The 21,229-nt window shown below is 57.3% G+C and carries 17 protein-coding genes; 8 read left to right on the top strand and 9 right to left on the bottom strand.

The annotated features are described in order from the left end of the window. Positions 1-252 precede the first annotated feature (252 nt). Positions 253-708: a hypothetical protein gene (locus tag AC1RMX_RS05345; protein WP_493070850.1), complete on the top strand. Its 456-nt coding sequence runs from the start codon at positions 253-255 to the stop codon at positions 706-708. A 616-nt stretch (positions 709-1,324) separates the two neighbouring features. Here AC1RMX_RS05345 and AC1RMX_RS05340 read toward each other — a convergent pair. The 5 genes from AC1RMX_RS05340 to AC1RMX_RS05320 all read right to left on the bottom strand — a co-directional run bounded on the left by AC1RMX_RS05340 (position 1,325) and on the right by AC1RMX_RS05320 (position 6,515). Beyond that, on the bottom strand, positions 1,325-2,701 hold the full coding sequence (locus tag AC1RMX_RS05340; protein WP_096820456.1) for a GntP family permease: 1,377 nt from the start codon (positions 2,699-2,701) through the stop codon (positions 1,325-1,327). Between the two features lie 81 nt (positions 2,702-2,782). Beyond that, positions 2,783-3,622: an amidohydrolase family protein gene (locus tag AC1RMX_RS05335; protein WP_493070848.1), complete on the bottom strand. Its 840-nt coding sequence runs from the start codon at positions 3,620-3,622 to the stop codon at positions 2,783-2,785. A 28-nt stretch (positions 3,623-3,650) separates the two neighbouring features. After that, a complete protein-coding gene (locus AC1RMX_RS05330; protein WP_458555817.1) occupies positions 3,651-4,940 on the bottom strand; it encodes an MFS transporter in 1,290 nt (429 codons plus the stop codon). A gap of 133 nt (positions 4,941-5,073) precedes the next feature. Next, complete coding sequence (locus AC1RMX_RS05325; RefSeq protein ID WP_096820453.1) at positions 5,074-5,805, bottom strand: GntR family transcriptional regulator; 732 nt, start codon at positions 5,803-5,805, stop codon at positions 5,074-5,076. A 254-nt stretch (positions 5,806-6,059) separates the two neighbouring features. Continuing rightward, positions 6,060-6,515, bottom strand: a complete 456-nt coding sequence (locus AC1RMX_RS05320; protein WP_493070845.1) for an Lrp/AsnC family transcriptional regulator — start codon at positions 6,513-6,515, stop codon at positions 6,060-6,062. 131 nt (positions 6,516-6,646) lie between these two features. On the opposite strand from AC1RMX_RS05320, the gene AC1RMX_RS05315 reads away from it, so the two are divergent. The 3 genes from AC1RMX_RS05315 to AC1RMX_RS05305 are packed head-to-tail and all read left to right on the top strand — an operon-like array spanning position 6,647 to position 8,587. Then, positions 6,647-7,267 carry a LysE family translocator gene (locus AC1RMX_RS05315; RefSeq protein ID WP_493070843.1) on the top strand — a complete coding sequence of 207 codons (621 nt, stop codon included), beginning with the start codon at positions 6,647-6,649 and terminating at the stop codon, positions 7,265-7,267. 14 nt (positions 7,268-7,281) lie between these two features. After that, a complete protein-coding gene (gene panB, locus AC1RMX_RS05310; protein ID WP_493070841.1) occupies positions 7,282-8,115 on the top strand; it encodes a 3-methyl-2-oxobutanoate hydroxymethyltransferase in 834 nt (277 codons plus the stop codon). A 16-nt stretch (positions 8,116-8,131) separates the two neighbouring features. Next, entirely contained in the window at positions 8,132-8,587 is a 456-nt protein-coding gene (locus AC1RMX_RS05305) for a MaoC family dehydratase (protein ID WP_493070839.1), read from the top strand. Positions 8,588-9,018: 431 nt separating this feature from the next. On the opposite strand, the gene AC1RMX_RS05300 is transcribed toward AC1RMX_RS05305, so the two are convergent. After that, positions 9,019-9,420, bottom strand: a complete 402-nt coding sequence (locus AC1RMX_RS05300) for a DUF8617 domain-containing protein (protein WP_493070837.1) — start codon at positions 9,418-9,420, stop codon at positions 9,019-9,021. Between the two features lie 577 nt (positions 9,421-9,997). On the opposite strand from AC1RMX_RS05300, the gene AC1RMX_RS05295 reads away from it, so the two are divergent. The 3 genes from AC1RMX_RS05295 to AC1RMX_RS05285 all read left to right on the top strand — a co-directional run bounded on the left by AC1RMX_RS05295 (position 9,998) and on the right by AC1RMX_RS05285 (position 16,927). Continuing rightward, complete coding sequence (locus tag AC1RMX_RS05295) at positions 9,998-13,702, top strand: NACHT domain-containing protein (protein ID WP_493070835.1); 3,705 nt, start codon at positions 9,998-10,000, stop codon at positions 13,700-13,702. Positions 13,703-13,763: 61 nt separating this feature from the next. Then, entirely contained in the window at positions 13,764-15,989 is a 2,226-nt protein-coding gene (locus tag AC1RMX_RS05290; protein WP_493070833.1) for an AAA family ATPase, read from the top strand. A 2-nt stretch (positions 15,990-15,991) separates the two neighbouring features. After that, complete coding sequence (locus tag AC1RMX_RS05285; RefSeq protein ID WP_493070831.1) at positions 15,992-16,927, top strand: HNH endonuclease family protein; 936 nt, start codon at positions 15,992-15,994, stop codon at positions 16,925-16,927. 85 nt (positions 16,928-17,012) lie between these two features. Here AC1RMX_RS05285 and AC1RMX_RS05280 read toward each other — a convergent pair whose 3' ends face one another. Together AC1RMX_RS05280 and AC1RMX_RS05275 are read right to left on the bottom strand one after the other, a co-directional pair. Beyond that, positions 17,013-17,573, bottom strand: a complete 561-nt coding sequence (locus AC1RMX_RS05280) for a hypothetical protein (protein ID WP_493070829.1) — start codon at positions 17,571-17,573, stop codon at positions 17,013-17,015. A 93-nt stretch (positions 17,574-17,666) separates the two neighbouring features. Continuing rightward, a complete protein-coding gene (locus tag AC1RMX_RS05275; RefSeq protein ID WP_493070827.1) occupies positions 17,667-18,635 on the bottom strand; it encodes a DNA-binding protein in 969 nt (322 codons plus the stop codon). Positions 18,636-18,713: 78 nt separating this feature from the next. On the opposite strand from AC1RMX_RS05275, the gene AC1RMX_RS05270 reads away from it, so the two are divergent. Then, positions 18,714-19,799: a site-specific integrase gene (locus AC1RMX_RS05270; protein ID WP_493070825.1), complete on the top strand. Its 1,086-nt coding sequence runs from the start codon at positions 18,714-18,716 to the stop codon at positions 19,797-19,799. A 394-nt stretch (positions 19,800-20,193) separates the two neighbouring features. Here AC1RMX_RS05270 and AC1RMX_RS05265 read toward each other — a convergent pair whose 3' ends face one another. Beyond that, positions 20,194-21,132: a hypothetical protein gene (locus AC1RMX_RS05265; protein WP_493070824.1), complete on the bottom strand. Its 939-nt coding sequence runs from the start codon at positions 21,130-21,132 to the stop codon at positions 20,194-20,196. Positions 21,133-21,229: the final 97 nt, after the last annotated feature.

Here is a 21,229-nt window from a genome sequence, read left to right as displayed (position 1 = left end):
ATCACCCTAACTCTGGGATTCTGTAGGTGTGCTCACCGGTCGTTTACCAATCGCGCGAACTGCAGGTAGAACAAAAGAAGCACGCCGGATTTGTATTTTTAGAGATGTTTCATCCCCCCCTATTGGGTGGCAGATATACTCAAACACCAAAGGTCGCAGTACAGCTTCGGAAGACGTATTGCGGGGTAAAAAACACCCAGCATCGATCCAAGGCCGACTACATTAACTGAATTTCTATCAGAGGCATTTACGATGCAACTCGAACGCCTGCTACTTCAGAGAATCAAGGAACGTGAAAAAGTAGGGCCGCACCTTACTTCGCAAGAACATCTGGGTCTGAATGGGCGCATCGCCCTAATGATAACCAATGCTGTTGGCACCATGTGGTGTGCGTATATTTTTGGGGGAATTGCCCTAATCAGCTTGCCCTCCGCCATCGCAGGGGGAGTCTCGACCTTAATAGCCTGGATTGCCCAAACTTTTCTGCAGTTGGTGCTGCTATCCGTCATCATGGTAGGTCAGAAGGTGGCTGCTGCGGCTTCCGACAAGCAAGCACTGCAGACCTATCAAGATGCTGAGGCGTTATTGAAGATTCAAGATGAGGTACACAGGCTCATCGAGGTAAACAACACCATGACAGAAGCTATTCATGCAGCAATCATCGCGAAAGAACCACCAGTCCCCCCAGTAACGGAGCGCGCGACCTGAATCGCCTTTTGATAGTTGAAGACCGCAATCGAAGTCTGGACGTTCGCCGCGTCTAGATTCGCCTGATTACTGCCCCGTTGACCACTATCATGATCGCCGAAAAAGCGGCTGACATGATTCTTGGGCTTGGATCATAGTTAATGATGCGACTGGAGATTTTCTTAGGGTCAGTCAATTTTTTGCAGGCTCCTCCCAGAGCGCATTCATCGACGCATTGCGTATTTCTGAGACCTAATATGCAGGTCTAAAACAGCCTCATTAAAGCGCCGCTATTGTTCGCAGCCGGCGAATTTTCCTGGCCAGCCAACATACTGGCCAGCTGTCGCGGTGCAAGCCAACACAACTCCTCTTATTGAAGTAGTCATGCAAAAGATTATCCCTAAACCTCTATACCTCGGAGCCGAATCTGTAAAGCCGCTTCAGATCTGAGCCCCCACGAGGATCCGTCATTTGAATCGCCATGGATTTCGTAGACATATTTCAGGGGCCGCTTCCGGCCAAAAGCGGTCGGTGAGGCACTGCGCGAGTCCAATCCGCTGCAACTGCCGCGCCTGATCGACGGCCAATAAGGGGTTTCACAGATGGCGGCGTCCTGATTTGACGCCGCCTCAGGTCATTACACGACCACGTTCAACAGCAACACCACAATCAAACCGACCACGGCGACGATCGATTGCACCACCGAAATAGTCTTGGTGGCTTCGCCCATCGTCATGCCGAAGGATTCCTTCACCATCCAGAAACCTGCATGGTTGGCGTAGTTGAAGAACAACGAGCCGCAGCCAATGGACAAGGCCAGCAGCGGCAGGTTGAGGCTGGGATCAGCACCGGCAAGCGGCGCCAGCAAGCCGGCAGCCCCCACGATACCTACCGTGGCGGAACCGGTAGATACCGAAAGCAACATGGCGATCAACCAACCGAGGATCAGCGGAGGGAACGCCGACTGCTGAGTCAGGTGCACAATCGCATCGCCCACCTTGGCGCTGGTTAGCAGTTCCTGAAAGGCACCTCCGCCGGCGATGATCATGATGATCGAGGCGATTGGCTTGAGGCTCTTGCCCAGCGAGTCGCGCAATTGCCCCGCATCGCCGCCGCGCGCGAGTACCAGACTGGCCCCAGCGAACAGCACGCCCAGCAGCATCGCTATCAGCGGATTGCCGAGGAAACCGGCCATTTTCAGCAGCGCATTGTCCTTGGACAATACCATCTCGGCGACGGCATGGATCAGCATCAGGATCGCCGGCAGCAAGGCTGCCAGCACGCCAAGGTATACGCTGGGGCTTGATTTATCGTCGGCTTTTTCAGCCAGGGTGAACTGATCCAGCAACACCTGATCGGGCCGAGTGCTCATGCGCGGGGAAATGAATGCGCCATACAGTGGACCGCCTAAAATCATGGCCGGGATAGCCGCCAGGAAACCATAGAGCATGGTCGGCCCGACCGAGGTTTTCAGCGCGGCGATGGCCGTCAACGGGCCAGGGTGCGGCGGGACCATGCCGTGCATAGCGGCCAGTGCGGCAATCACCGGAACGCCCACATAGACATACGCTGAACCCTTGAAGCGCGCCTGACTTTCCAGCTTGCGCGCCACGCTGAAGATCAGCGGCAGCATGATCACCAGGCCGACCTCGAAAAACATCGGAATGCCAATCACAAACGCGACCATCATCATCGCCCACGGAATCATCCGATCCGTTGTGCGCTTGAGGATGACCGCAGCAATCAGCTCGGTGACGCCGGCGTCAGCAAGAATTTTGCCGAGCATCGCCCCCAGCGCGATGACCACCCCCACTGCCCCCAGTGTCTTGCCGGCGCCGGTGACCAAGTGGGAGACGATGCCATCTGGCTCCATACCGGTTGCAAAGCCTACGCCGACGGAAACTACCAGCAAAGCCAGCAGCGGGTGCATTTTGAGGCGCGAGACGATCAGCGCTACCAGCACCAGGACGCTGATCAATGCGGTCAGTAACAGATCTATATCTAAGGGAGTCATGAAAGGTTCTCGGTTGGGCTGGTGCCCAAACTCTTGTAAGTGGGTGAGATGAATGGCAACTGCAACTGCTAAGTTTCAGCGTTAGTCTTTATAAAAACCGAATAACCTTCGAGGCGCTTGCACCAGCAGCGAGTCGCTGGCTTGCGCCGAAAGTTCCAAAGCTTGCAACTGGTCGACGACGGTGGCGAAACCGATGTTTTGCTCATGCTGCGTATGCGGCCAGTCACTGCCCCATACCAACTGATGCAGGCCGAAGCTCTGTTCCAGCAACGCTAATGCCCTTCGAGCGAAATCAATGTTCTGTTGTGGCGTACCTCCCAAACGATAGATTCCCGATACCTTGATCCAGATCGGACCTTTCGATCCGGCCTCAAGCAACTCGCCAAACCCTGGCTGATCGAGACCCGCATTCGCGTCCGGCCGCCCAAAGTGATCGATCACCAACTTCACGCCGAACGGCGTCAATTGCTGGATCAGGCCCGGCAGATCCTTGACTTCCCGGTGCAACTCGACATGCCAGTCGAGATCAACGATATTGCTGAAAAAACCTTGCCAGGCACTGTCACGAAAATCAGGTAACGCCTTGCCGATCAGGTTCAAGCGCACGCCGACCACGCCCAGTCGAGCCATGTCATTCAAGGTAGAACGACTGACGCTTGGCTCCAGCACTACCACACCGCGCAACTGCTGCGGCGCTTGCTTCAACGCCGCCAACAGGTAGCTATTGTCGGTGCCAAGGAAACTTGGTTGCACCAATACACCGTGACTCAGACTATGCGTTTGCAAATGCTCAAGGTACTGGTCAAGCGTGGCGTCGTACTTAGGGGTGTAGCGCCGTGCACCGATCAGATGCAGATCACGGCTGAACACATGGGCATGGGAGTCGATGCCGGTGATCGACTTGGGGCGGGTATCTGACATAGGTTTTATCTACTGAAGGTTAGGATCATCACGCCCGAGCGCGTTGATTGCCGTTGATACCGGCCGAAACGGAGGTGGCATTGGCTTCAAGGTCCCTGCCCCGGGTTTCAGGCAGGCAAAGTGCGGCAAGCACCGCCACGCCGTAGGCGATCCCGGCATCGATACCAATCGCCGAACCCAGCGACATGGAGTCACTCATGTGCCCGACCAGGAATGGAAATACAGCGGACAGCACGCGGCCAAAGTTGTAGCAAAAGCCAACGCCGGCACCGCGTACATCGGCAGGGTAAAGTTCGTTGAAGAGCGCTCCCAGGCTGGCCGGAATACCGGCAGCGAAGAACCCCAACGGGAACCCCAGGAACAGCATCTGCGTATTGGTCAGCGGCAAAAATACGTAGCACTGCACCGTGACCACGCAGCACAAGGCAAACAGCACAATGTTTTTACGACGGCCAATGCGATCGATCAAATAGCCGCTGGCCACACAACCACACCAGAAGGCGAAGATGATCACCGCCAGATACCCGCCCGAGTTCAGCACAGAGAGATTGCGCTCGGTCTTGAGGAAGGTCGGCAACCAGGTCATTACCGCGTGATAGCCACCGTGCGCGCCCAGTCCAAGCAGCCCGCCAAACAGGGTCACGCGAATCAGTTCCGGGCGAAAAATGCCGGCGAGCGACTTGAAGAAACTCTGCGGGATGGCGTTGTCTTTTTGCAGACGCTGGAAGCTGTCCGGCTCCTCAACGTTACGACGTACCCAGATGATCAGGAACGACGGCAGCAACCCGACAAGGAACATCACACGCCAGGCCATGTCCTGTGGCACCGAGATATAGATCAGCGTGAACACCCCGACCGCCAGGCCCCAACCCACCGCCCAGGCACTTTGCACAGTGCCCATGACCTTGCCGCGATAGTGCGGATTGATCGTCTCGGCCATCAGCACCGCGCCGGCCGCCCACTCCCCGCCAATTCCGAGACCCTGCAGCGCTTTGACCACCAACAGCTGATTGAAGCCCGTGACGAAGGCCGAGAGAAAGGTGAAGAACGAGAACCACAAAATCATCAACTGCAACGTGCGCACACGGCCATAGCGGTCAGACAACGCCCCACCCACCCAGCCACCGAGTGCCGAGGTGACGAGGGTAACGCCGCTGATCAATCCGGCATCGCCCTTTGTCAGCGCGAAAGCGGCGATCAGCGCCGGAATCGCCAGACCGAACATTTGTACTTCCAACGCGTCGAGCGACCATCCGCCGAAGCAGGCCCAAAACGTTTTGCGCTCCCGAGGAGTAACTTGGCGATACCAGCTGAACATGATTCTTATCCTTATAGGTGTTACGCAAGGCAGCCGACAGCCAACCGCACCGCGACAGGGTCAGCTTTGGCAAACAAACAGAAATCGGGCGGCGATCTAGCCGCCGCAGAACGCTCCGCTACGCAGGCAGACGTCAGCGAATATCCACGCTGTAGCGGAAGTGCTCCGCGTGGCCGCGCGAGCGACGCCATTCCAGCGGGCTACCCGCGTAATCGCGGGCCAGACGCTCGATCACGATCACCGGACTGTTGACCGCTACCTGGAGCAATCGGGCATGCACGTCATTCACCGATTCAGCGGTCAGCGTTTCTTCGGCCGATGCAACAACCTGTCCGCACACTTCTTCGTAGATCGGATACAGCAGCGGCCCTTCGCGACTGAGGTCGATCTCCAGCAGCGCCTGAAACCGCTGGCGGGGCAACCAGATTTCTTCGGCGAGCACCGGCTTAACATCGAGCAGACGCACACGGACAATACGAATGACCGGCGCATCGGCGGGCAACCCCAGTGCTTGCGCTACGGCCGAAGGTGCGGCAACGGGCTCGATCGAGAGGATGCGACTCTCCGGGACCTGGCGCTCACCGGAAACAGTCTGGAATCGGAAGAAACGGAACAATGAGGATTGAAACTGCGCCCGGCGAATAAACGTCCCTCGCCCTTGCTGACGCTCCAGAATGCCCTCAATGACCAACGCATCAATCGCTTTGCGCACCGTGCCGGTGGACAGTTGGTATTCCGCAGACAGCGCCGCTTCAGTAGGGATCGCCTCCCCCGGACGCCAGCGATTATTGGCGATCTGCTCAGCCAATTGGTCACGCAGGCGTTGGTACAGCGGGAGTCGGGCATCACTGGATAAAGAATTCATCGACTTTATTCACCTTGTTATCTAGTCATCTATATGAATCTTGCGGCGAGTATTTGCCCAGATAACTTGCCTGTCAAGGAGGGGCTTTTCGTACTGCTGACGAATGGCAGCCCCACTGCCCTTCTCATAGACATGCGGGTTTTCGCCGGCAATGTCAGATTCTGGCCGAATGCGGACGGTCAGGAGTGACAGCTATCGGCCAGAAGCGGCAATATGCGGCAGTCAGAGCCAGATGGCTTCCCCACGCTAGAACTTCAGCCCAGCGGCAGTGGGCGATCAATGATCACGTGCTTCATCACCAGCGTCGATGTCAGGCGCTGTACGTTGGGTAACCTCGACAGTTCCTCATCGTATAGTTTTTGAAACGCAGGAAGATCTGCTGTCACCACCATCAGCAGGTAATCAGGATCGCCAAAAAGTCTCTGCGCTTGGACGATGTAAGGAATGCGCGGTAAAGCTTCTTCAAAATCAGCTACTGCCTTTTGATGTCCCTCTCGAAGCGTCACGAATACCAGGGAAGAGAAATTGAGTCCTATCTCAGTTGCGGATAGTTGAGCTCGATAACCTTTGATCACTCCCGCATCTTCCATCGCCCGAACGCGTCGATGGCATGGAGACAAACTGAGACCCACGCGCTCGGCCAGCTCAGTCAGCGACTGACGACCATCTTGCTGCAGTTGCGCAAGAATCTTCTTGTCCACACGATCCATTCAGGAAAGCCTTCTAATTCAGTGAGCTTCGACGGGTATCTTCGAAAGATAATACCACTTCGTATTCATTATCCTTCTATCACGGTTTTTCACGGCCAAGCGGCGCTGTGAGTTGATGGAAAAGGAAGGATTTGATCGTGACTGTTTCTCTGATCATGGCGTTTTGGGCCGTATCATTTTTGTTTGTTATCACACCCGGAGTCGACTGGGCCTACGCGATATCGGCAGGTTTGCGAGGCCGTGTCCTACCAGCCGTAGTCGGCATGCTCTGCGGTCACCTTGTTGCCACGCTGATCGTCGCTGCAGGCGTGGGTGGAGTGCTGATAAAAATACCCTATGCATTGCTGACATTAACGCTGATGGGGGCGGCCTATCTCTTATGGCTCGGCTTCAACATGTTGCTCAAGCCATCGTTGCCTGTTCAAGGGACATCCAGCAATGACGGTCGCTGGATGGCCTGGGCGATAAAGGGATTGTGCGTCAGCGGTCTCAACCCGAAAGTTCTGTTGTTGTTCCTGGCGCTGCTGCCTCAGTTCACTGATGTGTCAGCCGCCTGGCCAGTCGGGGCTCAGATTGTCGCGTTAGGTCTGATTCACGGTTTCAGTTGCGGCGTCGTCTATCTCGCGGTCGGTTATGGCGCCGGGGCGGTGCTTGCTTCACGACCAGCAGCGGCCATCAATGTGAGCCGAATATCTGGAGCCGCGATGATCGTAATCGCTGTGGTTCTTGCTGCGGAACGGCTGTTCACTTGAAATGAGGAAGCGATATGTCTGAGCAAAATAACGCCCCGTACAAAAGCCCTCTTCGCGGCAGGGTACGAATTCCACATTTACGGGACATGAAGGCACGGGGTCAGAAATGGGCCATGTTGACTGCTTATGACATGTACGCCGCGTCGGTATTTGAATCGGCAGGCATTCCGGTGCTGCTCGTAGGCGATTCGGCAGCCAACAATGTGTTTGGGCACGATTCGACGTTGTCGATAACAGTGGACGAGATGCTACCTCTGGTCAGAGCAGTTTCTCGCGCTACTACGCGGGTGCTAGTCATTGCGGATTTGCCTTTTGGCTCTTATCAGGGATCGCCGGAGCAGTGCTTCCATACTGCAGTGCGTTTTATGAAAGAAGGTGGCGCTCATGCCGTGAAGCTGGAAGGTGGAATCGAGATGCTTGCACAGGTCGAAATGCTGGTAGCCGCAGGTATTCCGGTAATGGCCCATATCGGCTTTACCCCGCAGGCAGAACACCAACTGGGCGGATACCGTATACAAGGCAAAGGCGAGGATGCACAGCGGTTGATTGATTTGAGTGTTGCCCTCGAACGCGCTGGAGCTTTTGGTCTGCTCATTGAAATGGTGCCAGGCGACGTATCAAGGAGAATTACCGAGACAGTCTCCATTCCTACCGTCGGAATTGGTGCCGGAAATGGCTGCGATGCTCAGGTGCTCGTCTGGCAGGACATGGTGGGGCTACGGGATGGTCAGTTGCCGCGATTCGTCAAGCAGTACGCGGATATGAGAAAGGTGATGAGTGACGCTGCTCAAGCCTTTGCGAAAGACGTCGAGTCGGGTTCATTCCCCGGGCCAGATCATACTTTTTAGATCATCGGAGCTGTCAATGAACGTACTGCGCCAGAAGGCAATTGAGGGACTTGAGGAAGGCGATACTTTCGAAATCAAACGCACTTTTTCGGACGCAGATATCGTCCAGTTTGAAGCGCTATCACGCGATCACAACCCAGTGCATTCCAATGCCGAGTATGCGGAGGCCAAAGGCTTTGATGGGGTCATCACTCATGGCTTGCTGACGGCGACATTGATTACGGAGATCGGAGGGCAATTGGGGTGGTTGGCCTCCTCCATGAGTTTACGTTTCAAGCGCCCCGTTTACGTTGGAGATGAGTTGACCTGCGTGTGGAAAATCAGGGGGATTAGTGACGGTAATCGAGCGCAAGCCGAGGTGATCGTGAACAACAGTACCGGTCAGCCTGTCTTGCTCGCGGAAACGACAGGGTTCATTCCCACTGACGCCGAGAGAAAACGACTCGCATCAATGACGATTGATGAGACCTAGGCCTATCAAGGCGATACAAGAACACCTTTTGTAGAGAAGTTACCGATGCATGGCTTACTAAAATTCATTATTCGACCGGGAACGGAAATGGCAGGCGTCGGCTTTTTCGTTCTAGCCGCTTTCGTTGGTAGCGCAGCGGGAGTATTGCTGGCCTACAAAGTGTCGATCTGGGTGGGGTTGCCCTTTGCACTTTGTGCAACCCTGATGCTTCACCTCACCTGGCGGGCGCCGGGATTCTCTCGCCAAACGCCACAAAAATCGGGCCGTGGTAGGGCAAAGCATGACGGGACAGGTGGTGCTTCTGATCGGTGCAATCAATCCTAGGCCTGTTAAATGATTCGCCCGTTAATGCGCACGTATACGAATCGCATATGACTGCTTCTGGCCGATTGCTGCCGATTGCAATCTCCGCTTCCGACCAATCGCAAAGCTTAATTCAGATTTGCAGATTCTCCTGATGCCACTGCCAGGATTGCGCCATATGCGCCCTCCTCAGGGACATAGGAAACAAATCTTTCACTGTTATCTTTTTGCACCCAAAGGCGTCCACAGTTCTGGCACTCGTAGGCAGTCGACATTCGGCGAATGTAGAGGCTGGATATCCGGTCTTGCAGCTTGTCAGCAGCGCTGAACAAGGGTGAAAACTCGCCAAATGCATCGGCGATCGCAGCCTTGTCTCCGGACTCCGCCGCCTCTACCAGAGGTTTAAGTTCACGGTGCACCTCATCCCAAAATTCATTTTCTATCTCGTCGCGAAGCAGACTCGCCTTATAGGACAAGCCGTCGGTCTGATCGGTAATCACATGGCCACACGTGCAACCCAATTTACTCATTTTAGGTTCACCAACCTGATGTTCGATCACTCATTAAATGGCGGACAACTCTTAGTTACAACTCCTAATTGATCGTCCGCTTTTGGCCGATAGCGGCCTCTCACCTGCGCTCTGCGATGAAGAAGCGTGAGAAAGAGTTCGGCAATCGCTTCTTGGGAAAAGTCAGCTCGCATCTCGGACCTTGGGCGCTGATAAACTCCATTAGCCAATAGCCCCCGTCCATCCTTGCTCCTCTGACAAGCATCCAGGCATTAAGTCCAGCGGCCATTCTAAGCGTCCGTGAGCCCAGGCCTACAAATTCCGGTGCGCAGTGAAGCGCTGGGATATCATTCTGCCAGCTGTCGCTTGATGCCGGCGCACCTCGAAAAAGCATGGAGCCGTACACCAGTGCTATGTTGAGGGGGCTGCGGCATACCGCTAAGACAACCTTGAACCTTTAACGCAGGGATGCCATATGCCCCAGGTACCGCTCAGCAGGGGTTTCCGCCTTGTTCCGGAAGCCTATCAGAAGGACGACCTTCCTATAGGAGAACTGTTGCTTGCAAGCGCTTCGACTGACGTCAAGGCGTGGGAGCAGTTGTTCGATGAATACCGCGTGGTCATCCTAGCCGAAGCTGGCGCAGGTAAGACCTACGAGTTGGAAGGGGCCGCACGGCGACTGCAAGATCAGGGAAAAGCAGCCTTCTTCATCCGTATCGAAGACCTATCGGAGCATTTTGAGAATGCTTTCGAAGTGGGATCGGCAGAGGCGTTTATTAAATGGCTAGCGAGTTCCGACGAAGGTTGGTTTTTCCTCGATTCCGTAGATGAAATTCGCCTCACGGCGGTACGGATTTTCGAACACGCATTGCGTAATTTTGCCGGTCGAGTGGGGTTGGCCAGCAATCGTGCGCATATTTATGTATCAAGCCGCCCTTATGCCTGGCGCCCTCAGCGAGACCGCGCACTGCTTGAAGCGATTCTTCCGTTTCATGCTGACATGACCACGCTTGAGTGTGAACCAGATCAGCCCAGCATCAGCCTGAACGCAGACCAAGTCACTTCGCAATGGTTTACCGCGCACACCAACGAAGAACCACTCCCTGCACTCAACGTTTACCAGATGACCGCCTTATCAGTCGAGGACATCCGGGTTTTTGCCGAGTGTAGCGACGTACCGAATAGCTCCACGTTCTTGCACGAGCTAGAGCGCAGCAATCTGTTCACCTTGGCGCAGCTACCGTTCGACTTGCGTGACCTGATTCACGCGTGGAAAACCGGCCAGGTATTGGTGAGTCGGTTGACCATCCTGGAGGAAAGCGTTACCCGGCAGTTAACCCAAGCAGGGTGGAACGCTCCTTCGCTGACGCTGACACGTCTGAGGGACGGCGCCCAATTGCTTGCCATAGCGGTGGTCCTGAGCGGCATTGCTAGCGTGCGGTTCCAAGCTACAAGCACCGGTGAGGGCATCGATCCGGCGGTGCTGCTGCCCGAATGGTCTGTTGGGGAACGCGATGCTCTGCTCACCAGCGGGATTTTTGGAGAGCCAATTTACGGAGAGGTGCGTTTCCGCCATCGCGAGGTACGAGAATTGCTCGCAGCGCGCTGGATCCACCAACAGCTGGGTACCGAGACTAATCGCAACGAAATTGAGTCCTGGATATTTCGTCCGCGCTATGGGCTGACCGTGCTGAGTGCGCGCCTGCGCCCTCTCCTGCCCTGGTTGATTCTGTTCGACGAACGCATCCGTGAGCGTGTCATTTCGCATCACCCAGAAGTCGTCGTGGAGGGCGGGGACGCTGCGGCATTGCCACTCGCCGCGCGCGGGGCGACCCTGAAAAAGGTGATTGAGCAGATCACCGACCCGAGAGCGTCGCTCAGAGGGCTGGATAACAGTGCAATCGTACGAATTGCCACGCCCGAGCTGGAACCCTTCACGCTCCAGCTCATCGAAGAACACTTCGAGAATGACCGGGTGATGTTCATTTTGGGACGCCTGGTTTGGCAAGGAAAAATGACTAAATGCCTTGCGCCACTGAGCCGAATTGCTGCGGATCCACAACGCGACCAATATGCTCGTCTGGTAGCAGTGCGTGCAGTTGGGTGCTTGGCCGACAATGGGCGCTTTAGCGAGCTTTGGCGGGCCATTCTGGACAACGCGGGGGAAATCCCCCGCGCAGTGTTTGCCGAGTTGGTCGCTTATGCACCTCCACAGAAGGCCTCTATTGACTTCATTCTGGAAACATTCCCTCGCTCGGTGGGCTACAAGCGTTACGACTCCAGTGGACTCGCAGGCTATCTGACGGATTTCGTGAACAGCTTGGCTGGCTGCGAAGAACCCACATCAACCGATTACTTGCACGCCTTTGCCACCGGTTTGCTGACTTACCTGCAGTTAAAGCCGCATTTGGAGCATGGCGAGTGCGAGCTTTCGAAAGCGTATTACTGGTTAATGCCAATAGCCTTGCAATGCGTAGAGCACCTCATCGCTAAGCGGGCCCCAGCCGCCTTGTCCTCCACGACCCTGAGTGTTCTTGCGGCGGCCCCCGAGCTTATGCAGTGGCACGGTAGCGAACTGGGCGACATCAAAGGTGCATTGACGACCTTGGTTCCCGCGTGGCCAGACCTGAACGACGCACTGTTCTGGCGGTGCATCGAGAACTGCCGCACGCGGCAGGCACTCAGGAAGCAAAGCCTCAAGGACGATTGGCTGGTTAGCTGTTCATGGCACTTCTGGGCATTTGATGCGGACAGCTTCCCCAGAATGCTGGACTGGGTTAGGCATCGACCTTTAGAAGATGACCAGTTTGTTGCGCTCGCGAGGGCTTATCGCACCTTCAATGAGCATGACAAGCCTCCACTCTGGCGTGAACAATTGCTGGCCATTACGCATGGCCATGCAACTTTGCAGGAAGCCCTGCATGTACTGCTCAACCCGAAACCAAATCCCACCCTCATGCGTTATCAGGAACAGGAAAGAAAATACCGTCGCCAGCATGCGCGACAGCAAAAGCGAGAAAGTAACCAGTGGACGCACTTTGTCGAGCGCCTCAAAGCCAATCCCGATCTAGTGCGTCACCCGCCTGGCTTGCAACCGAGCGAGGTGAGTAACTTCCAGTTTCACTTGATGGAGCATATTCGTGATGGCTCAGGATCGTCCACGAAGCTTGATGGCAGTGATTGGCGCGCACTGATTCCTGAGTTTGGTCTGGCGGTTGCCGAAGCCTATCGCGAAGCAGCCATCGCTTTCTGGCGTGCCTACCGGCCGCAGTTACGCTCAGAAGGTGCTGAGCCGAACAGTATCCCAGCGGCGGTAATGTTTGGGTTGACTGGCCTCGTCATCGAACTCCAGAGCCAGGAAGACATTGCCAAATTGGACGCGCGTGAAGCGGAGTCGGCCTTGCGTTACGCCCTTTTCGAGCTCAATGGCTTCCCTCTCTGGTTTGATAGCTTATGCCGACAACATCTGGCTGAGGCGACCGCATTCCTGTACCGAGAAATCGAGTGGGAGTTGTCCAACACTCAGCCCAAGCAGCATCCTTTCTATGTCCTGCACGATGTGGTCTATCATGCGCCCGCGCTGCACCCGACGCTGGCACCCTTGCTTAAGCGTTGGCTGATGAACCATCCGGTACAGAACCTAGAGTGCCTGCGCTATAGCCGACGCATCATTGGTAGTGACATCTTACCAGCGGCGGAGATCGCCGGGCTGGCTTTGGACAAGATCACCGACCCAACGACACCGGCCGAGCAATTGCCCGCTTGGTACGCGATCCGTACCGACGCCGACCCCACATTGTCGCTCCCTGCCTTGAAAACAGCCCTGAGAAAGCTTTCCCCCGCAGCTGCCGAGCGGTTCGGCGAAGCCTTTAGCGTGGAGTTGCTGGGTGGACGACATAATGCAGTCCTTAGCATTGGTGGTTTCAACAGTCCAACTTACCTGAAGGAGCTGTACCTCCTGATGCACAGCATCATCCGGGTGAAGAATGACCTTAATCGCGCTGGAGGCGGGGTCTATTCCCCAACGGTACGTGATGATGCTCAGGACGCGCGCGAACGCCTCTTCGGCATGCTTCAAGAACAATCCGCTGAAATCACCTATCGCGCCATTCTCGAACTCGCCGAGAAACACCCGGTTCCGCATTTTTGCACATACATGCGTGCATGTGCCGTGCAACGGGCGACCACCGACGGAGATATGCAACCATGGCGCATCGAGGAGATCGCCCAAGCTGCGAGCCGACTTAATCGGACAAGCAGTCTCTCCTCCTCTGAACTGGAGGCCGGCTATGCAGTACGTTGAGCGACCAGCAAGTCCTCCAACCGTCCTCAGCTCCCCGAATGCCCAGGCATCGCGAAAAGCGATGCTGGAGTTCTGGCAGCTGGAGCCTCAGCGGCGGGCACAAACCAGCGTGCCGGCCATCAGTTTCACTCCGGCAGAACCTCAGCTGCTGGAATCGCTGGCCGACATGAGCGGACAGCGCTGTGTCTTCTGTGAAGCCAGTGCTGCGCTGGTCGTTCATCGCTTCCGTCCGCCAGGTAATGCGCTGCCAGTTACACGTTCCAGCGATGCGCATCTTTATTACCTCTGGCTCGCCGACGCGTGGCAGAACCTGCTGCCCATATGTCACGGCTGCACGCCAATTGAGCCGCAGTTTCCAGTTCGCAGAGCGCGCTGCCGACCACCAGCACTGGACCAGGTCCAGGCGTATGTCAGCAGTGGCGATGGGCTTTGGCATTTTGGCTCGCCCGAGGAAGAGCCCCTGCTGCTGGATCCCACCCAAGAGCGGCAGTTTGCCAAACACCTGATCCCCACGCTCGACGGTGAATTGCTGGCAGGCACAACGCGCGGCGAGCAAACCATTGCCATCTTCGACCTCAACCGCTCAGAGCGCCGCGATCAACGTTATCAGGTCTACCAAAGGCGCTTGGAAGCACTTCGCACGTGCGTGGTTTCAGGAGAGTTCAAGAACATTGACCAGCTGGTTGATTTCAAGAACCTGGAGTTCGGGGGTACTTGGTATTTGCTGCTCCGGCGCCTGCTTGAACATCTGTCGATCAAAGGCATCGGGCGGCACTTGGCTGTCGAGCGCGTGCGCCATGCCCTTTACAAATGGGCTGCGACCCCCGATGCCGCAGCACTTCTGGAACAGGCGCGCCACCTGCTGCAGCGTGACGACGCGTACCTTCGCGCCAATGGCACGCAGGTCAGGCGCCTGCCCCCGGCAAAAGACGCCGTGATTGCTATTCAAATTCGTAACTTTAAAGCTATTGAGCGCCTGGACCTCAGGCTTAACGAGCCATCGGCGAGCTCCCCGGAGAACCATGGAAAACTGACTCCTTCGTTGGTCATTCTGGGTGAAAACGCCACCGGAAAAAGTTCTATTCTGGAAGCCATTGCCTTGACCCTAGTCCCCACGGCGTTACGCAGCGCACTCAATGTACCCTGGGCTGACATGGTGATTGACCCTACTCAGCTCGGCGTTGAACAGTCGAGGGAGATGGCGCAGGCCCACGTTCGAATCGAACTGACCAACCAGCGCTGGGTACAGTTGAGTATCGACCAGCGGCAGCCCACCCACGACAGCGATCTGGGTAACCAGCAGGTCCCTGTCTTTGCCTACGGTGCTTTTCGTCGATTCGGTCAGACCAGCCAGCGTCCAACTGCTCATAGCCATGTGCGCAACCTGTTTGACGGTCATCCGCTTTCCAATCCCGAGCCCTGGCTAAGCAGGCTTCAACAAGATCGCTTCGACATGGTGATTCGCACACTGCGCGATGTATTGGCAATCGATGGTGAATTCGATGTCATTCAACGCATGCCGGTCACCGGCGCGTTGTGCATGGTCACCAGCGTGGCCGATCTGGACGGTTCAATACGCTTCAACCACACGCCGCTTCACGCCGTGTCCTCTGGCTATCGGTCGATGTTGGCAATGGTCTGCGACATCCTCAAAGGGCTGATGAGTCCGACAGTTTATCCTGGATTCGAGAATTTTCAGGCAGCCCGCGGGGTAATCCTGATTGATGAAATCGAGGCCCACTTGCATCCGCGTTGGAAGGTACAGGTGATGTCACGCCTGCGCGCAGCCCTGCCGAACATGACCTTCATTGTGACCACACATGACCCATTGTGCTTGCGCGGCATGGCAGACGGTGAAGTCGCGGTGGTACAACGCATCGCCACTTCGGAGGCTCGGCTGGACAGTCAATTCCCGATGGCCATCGAAAGCATCGCCGGCCTTCCTGCGGTGGCGGAGCTTAGGCTTGAACAGTTACTCACATCGGATTTTTTCCAGATGCTCTCCACTGACGACGCCTACACCGACCGCCATCTGGCCAATATTGCCGACTTGATGGCCAAGCGTAGCCGTGGCGACGTTCTGAGTACTGATGATCAGCAGATGTTGAGCGGCTTTCAACGCGACATCAACAGTGCCCTCCCTATCGGCTCAAGCGAGGCACATCGACTCGTGCAGCAGGCTGTTGCCGAGTATCTGGCCCGACGACGCGCCGCGAGTAGTGAGGCATTGCATGCATTACGACGTAAGGCCAAGGACGAAATCCTTGCCGCGCTGGAGGGCCTGTGATCATGCGCCAAGTCCAGCGTGCTCCTACTCCTGCCTCCCTTCAACTTGGGGCCGCCGGTAGCGACGAACTTGCCCGGCTACGCGTGCACCGCGCCACCCCCGCCCCGGTTGGCCAAAAGAAGAAGAGCTTCGAGTACACGGCCTACAAGGGTGACGATGTCCGCCGTGCTTTGGAGAAAATGTTTCACGGCAAATGTGCGTACTGTGAGACCTATTACGCCGCGTCGGCGCCGGTCGATATTGAGCATTATCGGCCTAAGGGGGGGGTAACCGAGGCAGCCACACATGGCGGCTATTGGTGGATCGCCATGCAGTGGGAAAATCTGCTGCCATCATGCATCGATTGCAATCGCAAGCGCGGTCAGGTGATCGTGACGGCTTCCTCAAGCTTGGCAGTATTGGCGGCCAGTACTTCTCCGTCGTTGACCCAAGCAGGAAAGAAAAACAGCTTCCCCTTAGCTGTCGGTGGGGTACGAACTACTGCGGAACGTGTAGATTTCTCCCAGGAGCAGCCATTGCTCCTGAATCCCTGCAATGACGATCCGGCCGCACATCTGCTGTACAGCGTTGACCCTGTCCACCCTACGGGATTGATCGTACCGACCGGCACACCAGCGCAGCAAGAGCGCGGTGCAGTCTCAATCCAGGTGTATGGATTGAACCGTCTTAAGCTGCTGCAGGATCGCAATCGCGTGCTGCGTAGCATGGAGTTCCTTGGCGACCTCATCATCGACTTGGCCACGTCGATTGACGCGCTGGAGGCGCCGGATGCCGCTCTTCAGCTACAAGGAACAGCCGCAGCCGGTGTTGCCACCCGGCTGCGGCTGTTACGTGACCGCATGCTACAGGAACTCAAGGCCGCAGCTGCGCCTGAAGCCCCCTATTCGGCAATGGCCAGGACTTGGCTGGAGGGTTTCAAGCGTCGCCTAGCCATCTGAGTCTCACCGCGGGCGTGCTGTGGCGGACTGACTAACTGCCCCGGCACACCTGTGTCTCCAATTGCAGCGACACTTTCGCACTGACTCAGCGTGCTAACAGCAAGATCACTAGCATAAGCCCGGCGAACAACAGGCAAGCGCTCGCCAGTCCCACCCGCTTGATCAATCGGTCCAGTTTGCGATCCAACCCCTGCATCTGACGTTCGAGTGTGCCGAGTCGACTGAAAGCCGCCTCACCATTGGATTGATTGGTATTGGATTCCAGGTCGGTTGAACTGCGATCACTGTGCGTGGCGATCAAGCTCCCGCCTGCCCCGGTAGAACCGATAGTGATCATCATCAGCAGCATCTTGACATTATCTGCCCAGTCCGAGCCTTCCAATGCTTGTTTGAATACCAAGTCGTAGGAAAATTGGATCATCACGCCATACGCAATCAGAAAAAAACCTTTGAGAAAGCGGTCGTCGCGGTTGTCGACTAAAAAGATGAAGACGGCAAAAGCGCCCATCAGGTACGCCATCGCGGATGCATCAATCCCGAAGAAGCGGTATGTAGTCCAACTCTGAATGACATTGAGCAACAGGGCCAGGAGCAAGCCCGGTTTGGTGGACAGCCAATGCCACCGGTTCTTTTTGGCAGAAGACAACGACTCAGCTCCAACAGTTGGCGGCGAGGAATGCCTGCCCGATTGATGAAAGGATCGAACGCCTTGAAAAGGATGAATGGAGCATTTTCTGAATCACCCACGACCTTTCACTGAGCGCCGGGGGCGGCTGGCCAATGCCTCAGCACGAGCTTCGGCAGCGACTGCACGCTCACGCGCTGCGGCGAGTTCCTCGAGCACCGCCTGCAATGCAGCTTGCAAGGAACTAACTTGTTCACCCGCGTCCCTTACTTGTTGCCGAGCCTGCTCCAGCTGCGCGGCCGATGACTGGGCTTGGCTACGCACGGCCTGAACCTGCTCGCGGGCATCGGCCAAGGTCAGTTGATGCTCTTCCGTACTCCGCAGGGCCTCGCTGAGCCGGCCCTGGGCATCCTTGAGCTGCGCACCCAACGCCTTGCTTTCCTCACGGGCTCGATCGATTTCGCGATAGGCGCGGTCTTCGACGTCGCGGGTGTAGCGCTGCTGTTCGTCTCGTGCCCGCTCCGTTTGTTCGCGACTGTCGCGCAGCTGTTGCCGGAGCTCAGACAACTGGTGGCAGCTGTCGTCGCGCTGTGCTTGGAATTCATCGCGCTGGCTGCGCAGGTCATCGATCTGCGCCTGGCGCTGGGTCAGCAACTGCTCTAGGTCAACCAGGCGGGTTTCCGCGCCTTGGCGCGCCGAAACGGCCACAGCGGTGCGCTGCCGTTCCTGAGCAATATCCAACCGGGCACGGGCCTCGAGGGCAACCAGCTCCTCGCGCTCCTCGCTCAGCACCTGGCGCTGGCTGGCAAGCGATTGCTCGGCGGTGCTCTGAGCCAGGGTGAACGCCTGCTGCCAGATGGCGATGAACGCCCGTGACACTTCGCCCGGCAGCGCCGGCAGGCGGGTCTCACCGTTCAGTCGCTCGGCCAGGCGCGTCCACCACTGATCCAGCAACCCGCCGACTCGCGCCGGGCTGCCGCGTCCCAGTTCCAGGCGTACACGCTCCACCGTCGGCCGTTCACCGCGGGCCAGCACCGCGTCCGCGGCGGCAAACACCTCGTGCTCCGGTACCCCTACTGCCATGACTCACCTCGGCGTATATTGGGTCTGATAATTAAATGTTATCCGACGTTATTTTCTAGATATTGGAATTATCATACGTTGAACGTATTAAATATTACAGATCCGTTAGCGTTGGTCGACGAACCACCGCTGGACCCGCAATCCTTGGCGCTCCACGCCCAGGAAGCCGCGGCGGCGTTTATCGCCGCCGGCACGGCGGTCAACACCGTACGCAGCTATCGCAGTGCCCTCGCCTACTGGTCGGCCTGGCTGCAGCTACGTTATGGCCGGGCGCTGGGCGATGCGCCCCTCCCCGGGGCCGTGGCGGTGCAGTTTGTCCTCGACCACTTGGCGCGGCCGTTGGCCGACGGCGGCTGGAAGTACCTGTTGCCGACCAGCATCGACGCGGCGCTGGTGGCCGCCCGGGTCAAAACCAAGCTGGGTCCGCTGGCGTTCAACACCGTCAGCCATCGCCTAGCCGTCTTGGGCAAATGGCATCGGATCAATGAGTGGGACAGCCCGACCGAAGCGCCGGCGCTAAAAACCCTGCTACGCGAGGCACGAAAAGCCCAGTCGCGCCAAGGCGTGAGCGTGCGCAAGAAAACCGCGATCGTGCGCGAGCCGTTGCAGATGCTGCTCGCCACCTGCGACGACGGCGTGCGCGGCATTCGTGACCGCGCCCTGCTTCTGTTGGCCTGGAGCGGAGGCGGTAGACGCCGCTCGGAAGTGGTGGGCCTGCAAATGGACGATGTGCGCCGACTGGATGCCGACACCTGGCTGTATACCTTGGGCACCACCAAGACTGACACCGGCGGCATTCGGCGTGAAAAACCGCTGCGCGGGCCGGCGGCCGTGGCACTGGCCGCCTGGCTGACGGTGGCGCCGGCCGAGTCCGGTCCGCTGTTTCGCCGACTCTATAAAGGCGGCAAGGTCGGTAAGACGGGATTATCGGGTGACCAGGTCGCACGCATTGTCCAGCGCCGGGCGAAGTTGGCGGGCCTGGAGGGCGATTGGGCAGCACACAGCTTGCGCTCCGGCTTTGTCACCGAAGCCGGGCGCCAGGGCGTACCATTGGGCGAGGTGATGGCGATGACCGAACATCGAAGTGTCGGTACGGTGATGGGGTATTTTCAGACGGGCTCCCTGTTATCCAGTCACGCTACACGTCTACTGGAAGACGGATAAGTCAGTTGCAAGGTGAACGCTGTGAGTCGCTGCAAGCGGGTCTGTCCGGTTGTCGCCGTAACGCCGCCTCTGCAAGCGTGCAGCATGATGTCGAGCCTCCCGCCACTCCAGCGACACACGGGTTCGCTTGAGGCAGCATCGGCGAATCAATCACCTCGCGTGAGTCGGACCTCTCCTCTCGCGCTCGGATGATCATTCGCCGTCGACGCAGGGACAGGGTTTGATTCCGCGCTACGGGACGTGTTCCCACCGCCCCATTGCCCACACGTTGATCCGGCAGAGCGTCATTGCGCAGCGGGCGACGCGATGATCGCTTGCAAAGACAGGATCAGCGGCGAAGCGTTATTCATCGCGCAATTCTGCCGCTATTGGCCCTCCCCCTGCGCGAAAAAGCTCAGGCCCAGAGCATGGCCCAAGGGAACGGAGGCGAACCACCGCGAGTGGGATCACACCATCCCCAGGTGCCTGGCGCAGCTGCCTCGAAACTTACGCAATCGCGTTGTGCCTGGCGTATCCAAGGCCGTACCTGTTTACTGAGTTTGTCCCTGCGGTTGAAATCGCTGGCAGGCTGGCTGGTGAGCAATCGGAGTAGCCATGCCCGTTCTTGAAGCACGCGCCAAAACAGCAAACGGTCGTCCGCCCTCCATTCGCGTATCCAGCCCCTGTTTTGCAGACGCCGCCTGATGCGGTGCAGGCGGCGCAGCCTCTGCCGGAAGCCCGCAGCAGAAGCCGGCCAATCCGCGAGCGGACCAAGTTTTCCCTGACGGTTGGCTTCCTCCAGAACGTCGTAGATCGCTACCGGGTCTAACTGCCCGGGCAAATCCAGACACACGCAGAGCAGATAAGCCGTGAATGTCCGGCGCAACCATGCTTGCCAGACACGATCGGCCAGACGCTCGCTGCCAAGTAACGCAATCAGCCCCGACAAACGGCGCCAATGCGGCGCGCCGCACAAACGCTGCAGGCGTGCGACGGAATAGTATTTGAACGAGCGACCATTCAGCCGCAGTTGGGCGGCCCAGCAACTCGTGTCTTCCTTCGGGTGCACCAAACGCTGCAGCAAGGGCCAGAGAGGATCGTCCAGTACGGCTCGCAGGATGGGAAAATCTTCAATCAGGGCTGCGCGCAGCCTGCTCCTCGGAAAACTGCCGGTAAGGTAACCGGGCCATTTGTGATTCAACGTGTCGGGTATTTCCTGGCCAGTACGACTCGCCCACCACGCCCCTCCCCAGCGGGAAATCCCCTGCGCCGTGGCTGAACAGCCAGCGGCATCGACCAATGTGTGGCCAAAGAACATGGCCCGAAGTCGACGAACATTCTTGATATACGACATCAGACAAGCTCCTCTGCAGGGTGCCACTACTGCCTACACCATCATGGCCTCTACAGTGGATTTTTGTCGAACGGCAGCCGATCACCCTTATCTACAA

The sequence above is a fragment of the Pseudomonas sp. GW822-FHT03F04 genome, from assembly GCF_058801405.1.
The sequence above is the reverse complement of the archived record's forward strand: the minus strand, read 5'-3'. Positions and strand labels throughout refer to the sequence as shown.